Source organism: Paenibacillus sp. LjRoot153, assembly GCF_964253085.1.
GTDB lineage: Bacteria > Bacillota > Bacilli > Paenibacillales > NBRC-103111 > Paenibacillus_E.
Genome location: NZ_CAXUQH020000001.1, coordinates 6,543,236 through 6,557,613 on the forward strand (window position 1 = coordinate 6,543,236; position 14,378 = coordinate 6,557,613).

At 45.0% G+C, this 14,378-nt stretch carries 13 protein-coding genes and 1 other annotated feature (1 of these 14 cut by a window edge); of the genes, 3 read left to right on the plus strand and 10 right to left on the minus strand.

Annotated features, from left to right (window positions below):
* Positions 1-48: a binding site (T-box leader), on the minus strand (it extends 215 nt beyond the left edge of the window).
* Positions 49-113: 65 nt separating this feature from the next.
* On the minus strand, positions 114-1,127 hold the full coding sequence (locus tag ACSQ8P_RS28180) for an HRDC domain-containing protein (protein ID WP_436238220.1): 1,014 nt from the start codon (positions 1,125-1,127) through the stop codon (positions 114-116).
* A 204-nt stretch (positions 1,128-1,331) separates the two neighbouring features.
* On the opposite strand from ACSQ8P_RS28180, the gene ACSQ8P_RS28185 reads away from it, so the two are divergent.
* The gene (locus ACSQ8P_RS28185; protein WP_436238221.1) at positions 1,332-1,625 is read left to right on the plus strand and encodes a DUF3055 domain-containing protein; all 294 of its coding nucleotides are present in this window, start codon (positions 1,332-1,334) and stop codon (positions 1,623-1,625) included.
* Positions 1,626-1,677: 52 nt separating this feature from the next.
* The gene (locus ACSQ8P_RS28190; RefSeq protein WP_436238222.1) at positions 1,678-1,989 is read left to right on the plus strand and encodes a hypothetical protein; all 312 of its coding nucleotides are present in this window, start codon (positions 1,678-1,680) and stop codon (positions 1,987-1,989) included.
* 61 nt (positions 1,990-2,050) lie between these two features.
* Here the strand turns inward: ACSQ8P_RS28190 and ACSQ8P_RS28195 are convergent, their stop codons facing one another.
* Positions 2,051-3,535, minus strand: coding sequence for a tagaturonate epimerase family protein (locus ACSQ8P_RS28195; RefSeq protein ID WP_436238223.1), 1,485 nt, complete (start codon positions 3,533-3,535; stop codon positions 2,051-2,053).
* A 176-nt stretch (positions 3,536-3,711) separates the two neighbouring features.
* Between ACSQ8P_RS28195 and ACSQ8P_RS28200 the strand changes: the two genes are divergently transcribed.
* A complete protein-coding gene (locus tag ACSQ8P_RS28200; protein WP_436238224.1) occupies positions 3,712-4,560 on the plus strand; it encodes a helix-turn-helix domain-containing protein in 849 nt (282 codons plus the stop codon).
* Positions 4,561-4,663: 103 nt separating this feature from the next.
* On the opposite strand, the gene ACSQ8P_RS28205 is transcribed toward ACSQ8P_RS28200, so the two are convergent.
* The 8 genes from ACSQ8P_RS28205 to ACSQ8P_RS28240 all read right to left on the minus strand — a co-directional run bounded on the left by ACSQ8P_RS28205 (position 4,664) and on the right by ACSQ8P_RS28240 (position 14,364).
* Positions 4,664-6,004, minus strand: a complete 1,341-nt coding sequence (locus ACSQ8P_RS28205; RefSeq protein WP_436238225.1) for an ABC transporter substrate-binding protein — start codon at positions 6,002-6,004, stop codon at positions 4,664-4,666.
* A 184-nt stretch (positions 6,005-6,188) separates the two neighbouring features.
* Positions 6,189-7,064 carry a 5'-3' exonuclease gene (locus tag ACSQ8P_RS28210; RefSeq protein WP_436238226.1) on the minus strand — a complete coding sequence of 292 codons (876 nt, stop codon included), beginning with the start codon at positions 7,062-7,064 and terminating at the stop codon, positions 6,189-6,191.
* A gap of 130 nt (positions 7,065-7,194) precedes the next feature.
* On the minus strand, positions 7,195-7,737 hold the full coding sequence (ssuE, locus tag ACSQ8P_RS28215; RefSeq protein ID WP_436238227.1) for an NADPH-dependent FMN reductase: 543 nt from the start codon (positions 7,735-7,737) through the stop codon (positions 7,195-7,197).
* A gap of 168 nt (positions 7,738-7,905) precedes the next feature.
* A complete protein-coding gene (locus ACSQ8P_RS28220; RefSeq protein ID WP_436238228.1) occupies positions 7,906-11,148 on the minus strand; it encodes a glycosyltransferase family 39 protein in 3,243 nt (1,080 codons plus the stop codon).
* Between the two features lie 81 nt (positions 11,149-11,229).
* On the minus strand, positions 11,230-11,457 hold the full coding sequence (locus ACSQ8P_RS28225; protein WP_436238229.1) for a DUF7667 family protein: 228 nt from the start codon (positions 11,455-11,457) through the stop codon (positions 11,230-11,232).
* A 200-nt stretch (positions 11,458-11,657) separates the two neighbouring features.
* Positions 11,658-11,849, minus strand: coding sequence for a hypothetical protein (locus ACSQ8P_RS28230; protein WP_436238230.1), 192 nt, complete (start codon positions 11,847-11,849; stop codon positions 11,658-11,660).
* A gap of 173 nt (positions 11,850-12,022) precedes the next feature.
* A complete protein-coding gene (locus tag ACSQ8P_RS28235) occupies positions 12,023-13,198 on the minus strand; it encodes a DNA sulfur modification protein DndB (RefSeq protein ID WP_436238231.1) in 1,176 nt (391 codons plus the stop codon).
* Positions 13,198-14,364: a DNA sulfur modification protein DndB gene (locus ACSQ8P_RS28240; RefSeq protein WP_056609438.1), complete on the minus strand. Its 1,167-nt coding sequence runs from the start codon at positions 14,362-14,364 to the stop codon at positions 13,198-13,200. The genes ACSQ8P_RS28235 and ACSQ8P_RS28240 overlap by 1 nt, the downstream gene beginning before the upstream one ends.
* Between the last annotated feature and the right edge of the window lie 14 nt (positions 14,365-14,378).

A 14,378-nucleotide genomic window follows, 5' to 3' on the forward strand; every position in this document is an offset into this window, starting at 1 on the left:
CTGCAGCAGCGGCATTTCTCCTACTTCGGGCTTCGCCCATGTTCGTCATCGCTTTGACGGATATTAGATTATTGACCATTTAATCATATCCCGCAGGCCTTTGTCAACGCACATTAACTAGCTGCTTGGATCGCATTTCTTTCCTTCTCTCTACGAAAACGTAACCGAAGCAGACGCAGCCATTCATAGGCACGGTCGAGCTCTTTCCCCTTCAGTTCTTCATTCCCGATGAGACTCTTAAGAACAGGCTTTAAATAGCGATCTCCTTCGGATTCATACGCATTCCACGCTTTAATCTGCTCTTCCTCAGGAATCGAAGCAAGTTCAGCTTCCACGAGAGGATCCATATCGTAGCCTTCACGGTCCATATCTTCCACCCACAACAGCAATTCTCTCCGCGGCATCGTCAGATTCGTCTGAAGATCGGCTAAGCTGCCGCCTCCAGCAACGATTTCTAACAGCTTGCGCTTACTAATCTCACGATCAAGCTCAATTCGCAGTTTCTGCTCCTTCTGTGCGAGTAGCCAACCCTCGAACTTCATCGTATCCACATAGTTGGCAACCCAATCCAACGGAAATCCGTTTGTGCGTGTGCACTCGCCAATTCGACTAAGCAATTGATCAGCGTACTGCGCTGTTTTCTGCTCACCAAACCCAGGAATTTGCTGAAGCTCTTCCTTGGATTGCGGCAAGAACACTGAAATCATCCGTAGGACACGGTTCGTTGCGAGGATATATGGCGCCTTCTTCTCACGAGCAGCCTGCTCACGACGCCATGCACGCAGTGATTCGAACACCTCTTCATTCGGATTCTCCTCACAGTAATACGTTAGCATTTGTGTCATTTTCGCTTTACCTGATAGTCCTTGCGTAAGATCCAATTCCGTGTGTACCAACGGCCGGAAACCACTTCGAATTTTCTCACGTAAGCCTTGACGGAACGCAAATAGCATCTCATCCCAACTAATGCCTTGGAACCATTCATCCTGCTCCAACTTCCCCACCAAGTCAGGTTCACTCCAATACACACTCCAAATCCCTTGTTCTTCAACAATGGAAACCTGCGCGGAAATCACTTGCTGATCCCCCAAATTCTTCTCTAACGTGTTCAAAAATACAATGTTCATCCCTTTCCATGCCTCCAGACGTTGATATGAAATAAGTTTAAGAAAAACGAAAAAGCACCTTTTCCGCCCGAGGGCAGAAAAGGTGCTTCCTTTTTCTAATATCCAAATCATACCATGTTTGTCAGTTTGGCGCAAGAACCGTTTTGTTCAGGAGTACTTATCGGTTATAATAGGTTCATACTAGAAAGAGAATGGAGGGCCCTCATGTCTGATTATGACTTTTTATATGATCATCAGGAAGAAACAACAACACGCTTTGTCTGTTTCGTAGGCAATGCTTTACACCGCTTTGACCTCGCTATCATGACCACTACCCGTTATTATGGCAAAAAGCTAGTCATCGATTTGCAATCGGGACGCAGCGCAGTCATTGGTCCAGATGATTTAGCCGAAGAAGGCTATCTGGAGCATGTCTTCAAGATAAATGAGGAACAAGCCCAAGAGCTTAATGAATTCCTATCACAAATTATCGGTTCGATTCATTTTACGGATATTTAAGGGATTGTCGGGGGACACTGGAAAAAGCAAAACCTGAAAAGGAGGCTTATCCATGCGTAAGAAGTCACCACATACCAACAATGTAGAGGGATTAGGCTTCCTCTCAGAAGACCGCCTCGCTGCGTATACGGACCTCAAGACCGTAGAGTCTCAGCGTAACGACATGATCCCCGAGGAGTTTCCGGAAGGGCCCTATGGCACAAGTATGATGTCAGAATCCCTTGGGAAAAGCACCCCTTGGCGAGAGGATCAACGCCCTACCAACCGTTTTGCTTATGAGAATCGTGAGCTTCACGAAGGTATTACGAGAGACTATCCTGGAGCAGATGATGCAATAGGAGAGTCTACTGAGGGCTTGTCCTAGGTAAGTGAGAAACGCCACGAACACCCGTTAAAGGGATGTTCGTGGCGTTTTTAGTTGTTGATTATTTGCCCAGCAACTCCAAGTGTCTGCCAATATGATGACGAAGTCCTTCAGCAAAGGTATCTTCTTGATCAGCCAATGTTTGGAAGAACTCATCCGCAAATGTGCGGCTTCCGTCTTCATTTTTCGCTTGAAGAAGCAAACCATACGTGATGTGCAGCAATTGACGTGCATTATTTTCTTCCATGTAATCAGGCAGCTGCGCATCCGTTACATCGCTAAGTGGAGCGATTGCGCTGATGTCTGTCGTTACGTGGTAGTACGCTGTCGCTTCAACAAAGTGATCAAGTGCATATTGGTGCATGCGGCGATAGAGCGTAGGATTCACTTTCGCTACAACACGTACCGCTTCGAGCCAATTTGTACCGGCTGTTTTGATATGGAACAGGCCATTCGTGTATTGCCCGATCAATGGGAACACACTGAATTTATCACTGCCGGAATGGATGCTTAGCTTGTATTCAAAATGAACAGCAATCGCCGCATGACTAGCTAGCTCACGCTCAAATTGCGCAATATCTCCGATGTAGTCGATCCCTTTTTGGAATTCACCACAGAAGCGTGGCGCCATACTGAAGATCGTAACACCACGGTCACGTAGTTCATTGGCTACCAAGTAATGTGCCTCAGGGGAAGTAGGCGTCGCAGTTTCATCAATGGAAATTTCGAAATCAACCGCACGATCAAGTGTAACGATATACTTGCGATAGATAGCTTCCATGAAATTAATGGCAGCATCATAAATCAAGACATCTTTCTTCAAAGCTTCTGCTGTATATGCAAGAGTTGCTCCCGGTACATTCGGTGCTGTTTGCAGATAGCGCTCTTCATAGCGGCTGCGCAAGCTAGCAGGGAGTTGCTCGTATTTCGCTGCGATTTCTGCTGCGGACATGGATTCAATCGTATTGTCGATATTCTCGGAGCAATCGAGCGTCAGCATCGTGAAACCAAGGCGCAACGCGTACTCGATGTCCTCTTCTTTCTTCAAGTGGTCGCCGTCAGCGCCATACCCGTCCTTGTAGCCCTCTTGCAGAACCGCATAAGCCGCTGCATCCAAAACATCCTCATACGTGCGGCCTGTCAAAGCAAGCTCACGAATACTTTGTTGCGCCAAGACAGGACGAATATCTTTGCCGCGGATCGTTTGGATATGGCCAGGACTTGCAATACCAAGTCGATCGCCTAAACCCATCGTCGCTACTTGTGTTCCGAAGGCTTGTGGCGCTGTGTATGGTAAAAACTGATTAATAATCAAGCGATTTTCATGTGTTAGTGGAGCTACTTTCTCGCCATCTACGACTTTACCTTGCAGTTGGTCGAACAAATCTCCTGAGCCCACGACGATTAGTCGCTTCCCTTCAGTTGTGCGTACCATAAGCAATGTTGTATCTCCCACTTGGGTTAGGGAAGACGCATACACTTTAATAACCTCGGATGAGAACTCGTTTACTTTCCCTGCGCGTACTGCTTCTATAAGTGCGTTCATGTTCAATTTCCTCCTAATTTGCAAGCGTTTGCTATTCCATCTATACATTCATTTTATCGCAAGTAAGGAGCGTTTTCTCTTCATCTATTCCTATTTTCTACGAAAACTGTTCATATTTTTCACTTCATTTTATGATATACTTCAGTTACCTCATTTCCAAACAAGGAGCAGCGCCTATGTCACGTACCGTCACTTTCGGCAATGAAGATGAAGGCCCTTTCTACATCCAGCATATTCATCGCTCTGGCCCTTTCGAGAGAACCCAGCACATGCATGATATGTACGAGCTCTATTATTTATACGAAGGAGAACGCATGTATTTCATTCGTGATCGTTCCTATCTCATTCTTCCAGGAGATTTGGTCCTCATCAATCGACGTGAGCTGCATGCTACTTCCGATTCAGATAAACTCGGTCATGCGAGGGTCGTCATTAATTTTAGTGACAGCATTTTGGAAAACACGAAAGAATCGGCACCTTTCTTACTGGATGCTTTCACGCATGATACGCCTGTATTGCGGCTCGATCTGCCTACTCGGCGGCTTGTTGAAGACATGCTAGGCAAGTTAATTCATGAAGCTAAGGAGCCTGCGATGGGGCAAACTTTTGCCATGACACACTTTTTAATTGAGTTGTTACTATTCACGGCACGTTTCGTTCGCATACATCCCGTCACTTCGCCAGAACACGTTTCTCCCCTCCACCGGAAAATATCCACCATCGTGAGGTTTATCAACACCCATTTCGCTGAACCAATGCGACTGGAAGAGCTTGCAGAGCGATTCGAAATCAGCTCCGCATACTTAAGCCGGATGTTCAAGGAAATCACCGGGTTTTCACTGGTTGAATATGTAAATCTCGTTCGTGTGCAAGAAGCTCAGAGGCTGCTGGCAACAACGAAGCTAAAAGTCATCGTTATCGCCGAGCAAGTTGGCTTCGGCTCGCTTGTGCAATTCGGGCGTGTGTTCCGCCAGATGACGAAAATGACGCCGCTGCGATATCGGCAGTCGGCTGTTTTGCAATAGGTAGGTAGATCACCTCTGAAGTGGCGGATTACACAAAACAAGTACCCACCGTCTAACACTTTTGAAAGTGTCAACGATGAGTACCTGTTACTAGAATCACCTATTACTTTTTGTTTTTCTCCAAAATGACTGTTGCATCTTTCCGGAAAGCGGCAGCCGCTTCTTGCACGGTAATTTTCTTATACAAAATTTTCTCCCCTGTATCTTTTAGCAGCTTCTCAATCTCAATGGAGCCCACTGGATTCGGAGGATCCATAGGTGAACTGTTTTTCTCAGCCCATGCGACATAGTCAAATACTTTGATTTCATTCGGGCTCAAAAGCGGTTTCAAAGCTTCTTTCACTTTGGAAGCTACAGGTACGCCGCGCTCGCCTTTAATAATTTTATTCGCTTCAATATCATTAATCCAGAAATCAATAAATTTAGCGGCTTCTTCTTGTACTTTGGAACTGCTTGAGACAGACCAGTACATACTTGGTTTCAAGAACAACCCTTTGTTCGCATCTGGACCTGGCATTGGCTGCAGAACAAGATCACGTTTAGCTGCATTAGCTAGACCAATGTATTGATTTGACCAACCATTGGAGGAAATGGAATTCCCCAAAGTCATTTCATCATCCTCTGGTGTACCTTTCTTTTGTGCAGCTTTATCAAGTGGCAGCAAGACGCCAGCATCATACCATTTTTGAATACGATTGAAATAATCGATAAACATCTTATCGTCGGTATAGCCTAGCGCTGTACCTTCCGCGTTATACATTTTTTGACCAAGTGTACGCAAATAGTAAGGGAAGAAAACGTCATCCCGGAAGCCGCCCATGATTTTACCCGCAGCTTTCGCTTTCGTAGCCAACGCGTCCATATCATTCCATGTCCAGTTTTTCTCAGGAGGCGTGATGCCTGCTTTTTTCAACATCTCAATGTCCATCATGCTGGTTAAAGCATTAACCCCTAAGTTCATAGCTACGAGCTTCCCGCCCACTTGACCACCTGATAAGGCATTCGGACTCACATCGTCCACATTAAGAACTTTGTTCTTCGTAAAAGGCGTCAAATCCGCCAGTTGGTTTCTTCCACCGTATTGTGTCAAATAAGAGATGTCCATTTGTATAATATCTGGCAGTTGGTTCGCAGCTGCTTGCGGAGCAAGCTTCTTCCAATAATCATCGAAAGCCGCATATTCTGCTTCAATTTTCACATTCGGATGTGCTTTCTCATACATTTCAATAACTTTCAGCGTATAATCGTGGCGCGCTTGACCGCCCCACCAAGCCATACGAAGCTTTACAGGGTCCTTACTTGCACTTACTGTTGCACTAGGAGTCGTTGTTGTTGTTGGCGCTGTTGTAGCTCCTCCACTTTGGTTACTAGAAGTACCCGAAGAACAAGCTGTTGCTGTGAAAATCATGGATAATGACATTAATGTGAATACTGCCTTTTTCATGGTTTTTCTCCCCTTTGTACGTACATTTCGGAAACCGTAATCGCTTACATTTCTATTATCTGCTATAAGTTAACATTCGGTAATCAAAAAAACCGTCTTCTTTGTTCAAATTTCAGTTTCCACTACGCGTTACAAAGACATGGGGACAGTACCCAGAAGCAGGCACTGTCCCCCATTTGATGTCTTATCCGATCAATCTGATTAATCCTTTATACGCAATTTCATCGAATTTGCTAATGACCTTCTCCCGATCCATCGCCCACAAGCAATCTTCAAGCGCACAAGCAACCGGTGCATCCAAGCGAATCGTTGCTAGATCAAGCGAAAGATGCAGCATATCCAGCTCAGCCTCGATCTTCGCACGTACGCCCTTTGGAAGTGCAGCTAAGTTTTCGAGGATACCCGCAATATTCTCGTACTCATTGAGCAGCTTGGTTGCTGTTTTCTCCCCAATCCCTTTGACCCCTGGATAATTATCTGCGGTATCACCCGTTAACCCCTTCAGATCAATGATTTGAGCTGGGGTTAGGCTTTTCTCTTCCATGAGTGTTTCTAACGTGTACACCATGTAGTTGGATTGCCCTTTTTTCATAATAATAACTTCGGTATTCTCATCCACAAGCTGGAGCATATCATGATCCCCGGTTAAGATCTGGACTTTCATGTAGGGGCTGTAGGAACGAGCCAAGGTCCCGATACAATCATCTGCTTCATAACCTACAACGCCGACATTCGGAATACTAAAGCTAGCTGTCACTTCTTTGACCAGATCGAATTGCGGGATTAACTCCTCTGGAGCAGGTCCACGATTTGCTTTATAGGATTCAAATTTCTCTGTACGGAAGGTCTTGCTTCCCATATCCCAACAGCACACAACGTGAGTCGGTTTGAAGGTGCCTATAGCATCGAGCAAATATTTCAAAAATCCGTATACACCGTTGATCGGCACACCGTTATCGGTTCTCATGATATAACCACTAGATGATGTAGCATAAAAACCGCGAAATAATAAGGCCATGCCGTCTACAAGCAGCACAGATTCAGATGAATTTTGTGACATTTATATTTGCTCCCATTCTATGTATATATGAATTCGATATGAGTAGTATAGCATGGGAGAAGGGTTCCCGACACGCAAAAACCCGCCATCAGCAAAAGTTACCAATGACGAGTTTGTGTGTGCTATGTGTTTAGCGGCTCGTATGCCATTTGATTTCCTGAATGAATTCCGTTACGGATTCCTTCAAACGGGACGTGATTTCATCATCGAGAATCGCCTGTCCCTGTTCGCCCCATGTCACTTGTTTATCAAGCACATACACGCCTTGTAAAATGTTCTGTGCACCTAGGACAGACAATACCGGTTTGAGTGCATAATCGATTGCGAGCAAGTGCGCGTAGGTTCCTCCAACCGCTAATGGAAGTACGATTTTACGCTCGAGTCCTTTTTGCGGCAGCAGATCCAAGAAAGCTTTTAACACGCCTGTGTAGGAAGCTTTGTATACAGGTGTAGCTACGAAAACAGCGTCGGCCTCAGCCACACGCTTACTCGCGTCAACAATGGCTTCGCTGTCGAACTTAGCATATAACAAATCCTCAGCAGGCAGGTCGCGAACCTTGATCCAATCTACTTCTAACCCCGCTTGCAGAAGCTCGCTCTTAGCAACTTCGATTACACCATGTAATCGGGAGGTTGGGGTTGGACTTCCTGAAATAATTACTACTTTAGCCATTTGATTCACGCTCCATTAGCATTTTGTGGTGAGAAAAAGAGACTCCGCCTCCATGTTTTCGGGTACATAGTGGGAGAGTCTCCTGTTGTTCGGTCGACTTATTTCAATTCATAGTATTTCACTTGGAATTATATTACCATGGCTTCTAAGAGACGTCAATCCGTCATCTCAAAAGAAATTCCAGCCCGGCATCCATCGTAAAAAGAACGAGTATTTCGCCGGTATAATCATCCCCGATAGAATCGGATAAAACAGTGCGAATAGCACGAAAACGGCGGCTAAGTAACCGTAAACCCATCTTCTTCGGTGCAGCGGCCCTTGCTCCAAATAGTCTTTGATGTAGTAAGTTAAAATCAGAACTAGGAACGGTACCATAGCAAAATAGTGATAAATAAATGTTAGTCGCGGTACCAACATCCACGGCAAGTACTGTGAGCAGTACGCAATGAGCAGCATGCGCAGCAATTTATCCTTGCGTTTGAACGCGAGATAAAAGGACATCAGCACAGCAATAAATCCTGGCCACCACACTAGCGGATTACCGAATGAAACGATGCTCGAAAGCATGCCCTGCGGCATCAGCTTCGCTTGGTAATACCAGATCGGGCGTATCATCATCGGCCATTCCCACCAAGGTGAGGAGAACGGATGCGTAGCGACGAGATCCTTATGGTATTTGTACATATGTACCTGATAGGTCACAACATCCTTCAACTGATGTCCAGGACCTGGAACCATCATGAAAGGGATATAGGATAAGGTGTAGACTCCTAACGGTACGATAACAAACATCAGTACGCACCAAAGTATAGTAAGCAGGGTGTTTCGTACGAAAATCTTTTGTACACGTAGAAGCTTCGTAGATTCCTCTTCTGAGAGAAGATCTTCATAAACTCCCACGCTCTCCTCCATTTCTGGCTCTTCCCGACTGTTCTCCCTCAATACTCGCTTGGCAAATTGATACTCTCTGTACCGCTCCCATAGCGAGATGGCTAATAGGACGGCCAAGCCAGCACCGCCGTATATGACGATCCATTTGGAAGCAGCACCGATCCCGAAGAACAGACCTGAAAGTCCCAGTGGGATCAGTGTGGTCCAAAGCTTTTCACGGAAGAAGCTCAACGTTGTATACCGATACATGAAATAGAACATCAGCATAATGAAAAACACACCATACACATCAATCGTGGAAATTCTTGTTTGGGCAAAATGCATGAAATCAAAGCTGAGTAAAAAGGCAGCAATAAGGGCATATTCGGAACGGCCAAACATCCGCTTCGCGAACACATACATAATAGGAATCATGCCAACACCGAATAGCGTACCGATAATACGCCATCCAAACGGATTTAAACCGAACACATAAATACCGATGGATATGAATATTTTGCCCAGCGGCGGATGTGTACTTTCATACGGCTCGATCTTGTGGAGATGCTCATAAGCCGTTCTTGCATGATAAATCTCATCGAAATACGTGCCATTCATATAGGTAGGTGTATATGGGACAACACTTGCCTCATCAAATAAATGAGCTGTTTTCCCCTCGTCAGAGGCGTTGACATCTATCTCCTTCACATTGGCAATCGGTAATGGGGTCGTCCCTCCATCTCCGAAAATCCCAATTTCATGAAGATGCAGCTTCGCACTCTCTTGCGCATCAATCACAATTTTTACATATCGAGCTTCTTTATTAGCTTCTACCGTATGCCAGGTGAACACCTTCGTATGGTCAGATTTAACCGCCATAGCATCCTGCCACTGTTCACCATCTTTCGAAAACCAGTAGGAGTAGGCGCCTTCCCCAACTCCAGCAAAACTATTAATACGTGTAATCTGATGCGTGCTGCCGAGATCAGCAATGACCGTTTCTCCTCCACGAGATGGCTGCCAGAAAGTCGTGGGATCCTTATGTCCGCCGAGATGGAACAGCGCAATGATCGTATAAACGACCATAAGAGCGCCTAGATACAGGGCATCTTTACGCGAGAAAAAGCGCCCGCGTTTCCCTCTTTCTATATGATCCTCTGCCCTATGGAAAAGTGCCTTCCACAGTGAGGTCTCTCTTAAATTCGTTGCTTTTTCTTGCAGGTCATCTTCCTCTGGAAGCACTTCAACCTTATTGTCTACTAGAGGTATAGTCTCCTCCACATCCTCATCCTGATCTGATTTCACGAAAAGCCTCCATCCCAACATACAAGCATAGATAAACATCATAACATTGATCCCCGAAACCGCCAGCATCATAGGATTGTAGCGCGGAATGTGATAATCCTGATGGAAGCTTCGCAGGAGCACATCGCCGATATTGATAAAATGCGTGATACTGAAGCCGATAAACAGCCATAGAATCCGGCGATCCTTCAAGTAAATGAAGCTCGTTAAAGCTAACAATAAGCCATAGTGTAAATAGCGCTCATGCATTTTAGTCATACACATAAACATAGCCGTGATAAATAAGAACGATATGTACAATACGGCACCGCGCCGATTCTTACCGAGCCAATAAAGTAGACAAACATATAGGATGGACAGAACCATTAAAACGATTCCAATCCATTGATAAGACAAATGCCAGAATCCACTATTGATGTCCACGAAGTTCCCGCCAAGAAGTGCGAACAGGTTAAACGCGTTGAGCGATGCATACGGATATGAAGCTAACGTGCCCGAATACAATTCGATCATCCAGCCATAGCCTCTGCCAACTGCGAAAGGAAGTGAAAGAACAGCCATTGTGGCTACGCCTGTCAGCACGCTTAATAGCCAGACCATCACATTACGTGCCCGTATCACATCGATTAATAGGAAGATGCCAAACAGCAGCGCCTGAGGTTTAAGCAAAAGAGCAAGTGCAATAAAGAAGGCGGCTTGTGGCAGTTTGCCCTTCATCTGCATCAACAATGTCGCAACAATAAACAGCATAAAGAAAGAATCTACCTGTCCCCATACCGCGGAATTCGCCCAAATGGCTGGGTTGAAGGCAAATAGGGCAGCAATCCAGAGCGCCTGCTTCCAAGTACGTGCACCTTCGTGCTTGCTGATCGCTAGTCGAAATAACAGATAAACCGTTCCAAGATCTGCAAGGATTGCGGGAAGCTTAAGAATGAGTAAGGAGCTCCCACTTTGCCAAGGAATAGACAGTTTATGGTGTACAAAGCCCACAACGTATAGGACATACATGTAGCCAGGTGGATAATCTAGAAAATAATCTTTGGCATTCGTATATAAGTCCTTCAATCCTACCGTATAAGCTCGATCTGCCCACGCCATGAACGTTCGCACGTCCGTATCATAGCCTACCCATGTGGGGGCCAACACAAGTCTAAGTATGAGGGCAATCAGAAGCATGAATCCTAAAAGAAAGAATGTATAGGGAGCTACTCCCCGTTGCTTGAACCAGCTGACCATGCGACATCTCCTTAGCTTTGAACTATCCTCATTATACCTGTCCACACTCTTGCAGAAAAGGAAAAAAGCACCGACGTTTAGTCAGTGCTTGGGTTCAATCTTTTCGATACGCTCACAAATGTCATGCAACCACTCATAATCCTCTGTCAAGGAGGCGCATAGCGATAAATTTTCTAGTTTTAATCGGTTCCATACATAAGTCGCATTCGCTTCCATGCATAGCATTAATTCCTCTTGCTCGCCTCGAGTTAGCTCTCGGGCTCTGCGTAGTGTCCATAATTCCGCCATACGTTGATGAACGGCTAACATCGTTCTTAGCCCCCTGCCGGGTGGATTCGCTTTCATTAGCTAGTATGGACAAAGTAAGGAGACTCGAAACAGGAATTTATCAAAGTCTACCTGAGTGTCCTACTCTACTTGTCGGTATTGTAATCTATGTGAATGGGAAGAAAACAAGAGAGCTTGTCCGGCTCTCTTGTTCTTTTATTACTTTCAATTGGGTACGAATATTAAGGAATATGAACCACAGCAATTTTATCAATTGGGAAATAAAATACTGTACCAGCAGCATTTGCAATGACAACATTACCATTTTGGATACCTAGAAATCTACCTTGATGATTTGGTGTAGTACCTGCATGAATCGTAATAACCGTACCAAGTCCAACATGAGCCAAAGTAGCATATACGGAGCAACTCATTGTGTTTTCCTCCCTTCAAACTTTATATGATATCGTATGCTAGTTCTTTATTTTTGATATAGACAAATGAATACTAGGATGCGTATATTTTGAGATTAGCGATCTTCGTAAAATGAAAATAACCCCTTCAATCTCAATTCTCATTGAGATCGAAAGGGTTATTGGGGTTCTAACTAGGCAGAGGATACTTCTTCGGAATCACTAGCGGAATCCGTGCCTTCTAAGAAGAATTGCACGAGTTTCACATGTTTTTTCAACGATTTCTCGTGAATGAGGTTGATTTTGCCATTGTCCAACGAGCCAAATACATAGATTAACTCTTCATTGTCATGAGACCAATCGAAGCCCTCTAGCAATTGTAAGGACTGCGTCCACTCATCATTATATTCGCCATTTGGGAATAAGAAACGATTCGCATACAGAGCAATACTTTCCTGAATCACACGGTTCGCGGAGGTATATTGCGCCAATCCCGGCTGCTCTGGCATCATTGGCAAGATGGTGTTAAAAAATTGATGCAAGATTTCAACATACGTCGATGGATCATGTCGAATTTTACGTTGCAGTTCATAAGAAGGCTGCATTCTACCTGAGAACAGCATCGTCGCCGTAGCATACAACCAGCTGAAGCATGTAAAGTTACGGTTAAAGGAGGTCAAGTTACTGCGTCTCTCCACACCCGCTGCCTTCAGATACACATTGTGGTCCACGACTTGCTGAATAACCAGATTAAGCGGATCAATGGAATCAAAGGAATGTCCGAGTTCCTTACTAACTAGCTGCACTTTGGAGTTGATGTCGCCAAATAGCTGCTGCTCTTCTTCCTCCGTTAAGCCGATATAAATTTGCACAGCAAGCTGTGTTTCCATCAGGTCCAAACGTCTACCCTCAAGTTGATTAATCGTGCCTTCTGTTTCTTCAACCTCTTGCTTGATTTCCGCATCGTCACTAAACTTCCGTTGCTTAATTTTCAGCAGAGCCAGCTTTTTCTCGTAACGTCTTACTTCTTTTTGCATCTGATCATTCACATAACCAAGTGCTAGAATCCGATGCTGCCCATCAAGAATGGATAGCTTCGAGCCATGTCGCAAGAGGAACTCCTTCGCTCCCTTGGAGAGTTGGTTCACTTCGCGAAGCGATAAGGTTACAGGACCGAAGAAAACATGGTCTAGTTCGCGTTCTTGCAAATAAGTCGAAATCTTCCGGCGCTGCATATTGCTCAGCTTCCGTTGAACCATTGGATCGATCATCGTGTAGTTCAGCAGGTCCTGAACGCGCAAGGCAACAGTCGCGAGACCGAACCTTTCGCAGAAAGGATGGATAGTCATTTTCAGGCGTAATCCTTCCATTAGCTCACGTCCTCCTTGTTCGCAAAACTAGCTTTATAGTCTTCTGCATCACTGATTAGGAATGCATTCTGATCTTGATAGAAGCTCTTAATATGGTTATAAGCTTTCATGATACGTGTACGTCTAGGTAGACGATCTTTCTCTTCCCCAGCATAAATACTATTCCAGTTGACATGCGGTAATATTTTCAAAGCATGCTCAAGTGCATAGCGATTAAAGCTGCCTGTTTTCGTCGCTTCTTCATGCATGAAGAGGGCTAACGCAATTTGGATATTCTCAGACCACACGATTTCACCCTTGGTCGGTGATGGCAAGTGCGTCAATAATCCGTTAAAGTAGCCGCCTGCTAGCGAAATAAGCTCCTGCAAATCTTTATCCGCATATTGATAGTTGTTATTGCGAGCAGCAGATTTCATTCGCCCTTCAAACAATCCCACTAGAATTTCAATTAACAAGTGGTAGGAGAATAAATACTCCGGCGATTTACCACGCTCTGAGAACATATCGACAGTCAGCTTCTGCATCGCAGGCGCTTTCGCTGCTAGCTCCGTAGCTGCCACATGATAGAACCGGCGTTGATCACGAAGGACAGCCAAGTTGCCTCCAAGCTTACGAGGAAGCTTGTTAATGTCGGAGAACAATTGACGTTCCTGACGCGCATTAATGTCTAGATATGTCATTGTTGAGATTGGGAATGCATATAGACGACGCAGCTTTTCCGTAATCTCATCCATTTTGTCATATTCACGACGATCTTTGGCACGTGCCATCTGACTTTGCAGCGTTTCCATAATCCGTTGGAATGCCGCTAAGCGATGCTGGCCGTCGACGACATACAATTTCTCAATTGGCTGTAAGCGAAGGGCTTGGTGGTCCTCATCATAATGTCCTGCGCCTCTTGCTGAGAAAATGATGCCTGGGAAATAGATAGGCTGGCGATCTTCTAAATATAAATTCACATAGTCAATTAATTTAGAGAGGTTCCGCGGAATGATCGCACGTTGTACTTCTAAATCCACCTCAAAAATAGAAAATAGTTTGCTAATAGGTAATGTAGCAGCGATTGTCGCTTGACCGAACGTCTGTCCTAAAATCCCGGGAATCTCTACGTACGATGACGGCTTCTGCTCAGCTAACAGCTCCGATAGTGAAGAAATAGCATCCATATACTTACCCCTTT

Excerpts from the sequence above, each read along its gene's own strand:
- ACSQ8P_RS28205 (WP_436238225.1), bottom strand. The coding sequence starts at position 6,004 with ATGAAAAAGGCAGTATTCACATTAATGTCATTATCCATGATTTTCACA.
- ssuE (WP_436238227.1), bottom strand. The coding sequence starts at position 7,737 with ATGGCTAAAGTAGTAATTATTTCAGGAAGTCCAACCCCAACCTCCCGA.
- ACSQ8P_RS28185 (WP_436238221.1), top strand. The coding sequence starts at position 1,332 with ATGTCTGATTATGACTTTTTATATGATCATCAGGAAGAAACAACAACA.
- ACSQ8P_RS28230 (WP_436238230.1), bottom strand. The coding sequence starts at position 11,849 with ATGAGTTGCTCCGTATATGCTACTTTGGCTCATGTTGGACTTGGTACG.
- ACSQ8P_RS28220 (WP_436238228.1), bottom strand. The coding sequence starts at position 11,148 with ATGGTCAGCTGGTTCAAGCAACGGGGAGTAGCTCCCTATACATTCTTT.
- ACSQ8P_RS28200 (WP_436238224.1), top strand. The coding sequence starts at position 3,712 with ATGTCACGTACCGTCACTTTCGGCAATGAAGATGAAGGCCCTTTCTAC.
- ACSQ8P_RS28180 (WP_436238220.1), bottom strand. The coding sequence starts at position 1,127 with ATGAACATTGTATTTTTGAACACGTTAGAGAAGAATTTGGGGGATCAG.
- ACSQ8P_RS28240 (WP_056609438.1), bottom strand. The coding sequence starts at position 14,364 with ATGGATGCTATTTCTTCACTATCGGAGCTGTTAGCTGAGCAGAAGCCG.
- ACSQ8P_RS28235 (WP_436238231.1), bottom strand. The coding sequence starts at position 13,198 with ATGGAAGGATTACGCCTGAAAATGACTATCCATCCTTTCTGCGAAAGG.
- ACSQ8P_RS28195 (WP_436238223.1), bottom strand. The coding sequence starts at position 3,535 with ATGAACGCACTTATAGAAGCAGTACGCGCAGGGAAAGTAAACGAGTTC.
- ACSQ8P_RS28225 (WP_436238229.1), bottom strand. The coding sequence starts at position 11,457 with ATGTTAGCCGTTCATCAACGTATGGCGGAATTATGGACACTACGCAGA.
- ACSQ8P_RS28190 (WP_436238222.1), top strand. The coding sequence starts at position 1,678 with ATGCGTAAGAAGTCACCACATACCAACAATGTAGAGGGATTAGGCTTC.
- ACSQ8P_RS28210 (WP_436238226.1), bottom strand. The coding sequence starts at position 7,064 with ATGTCACAAAATTCATCTGAATCTGTGCTGCTTGTAGACGGCATGGCC.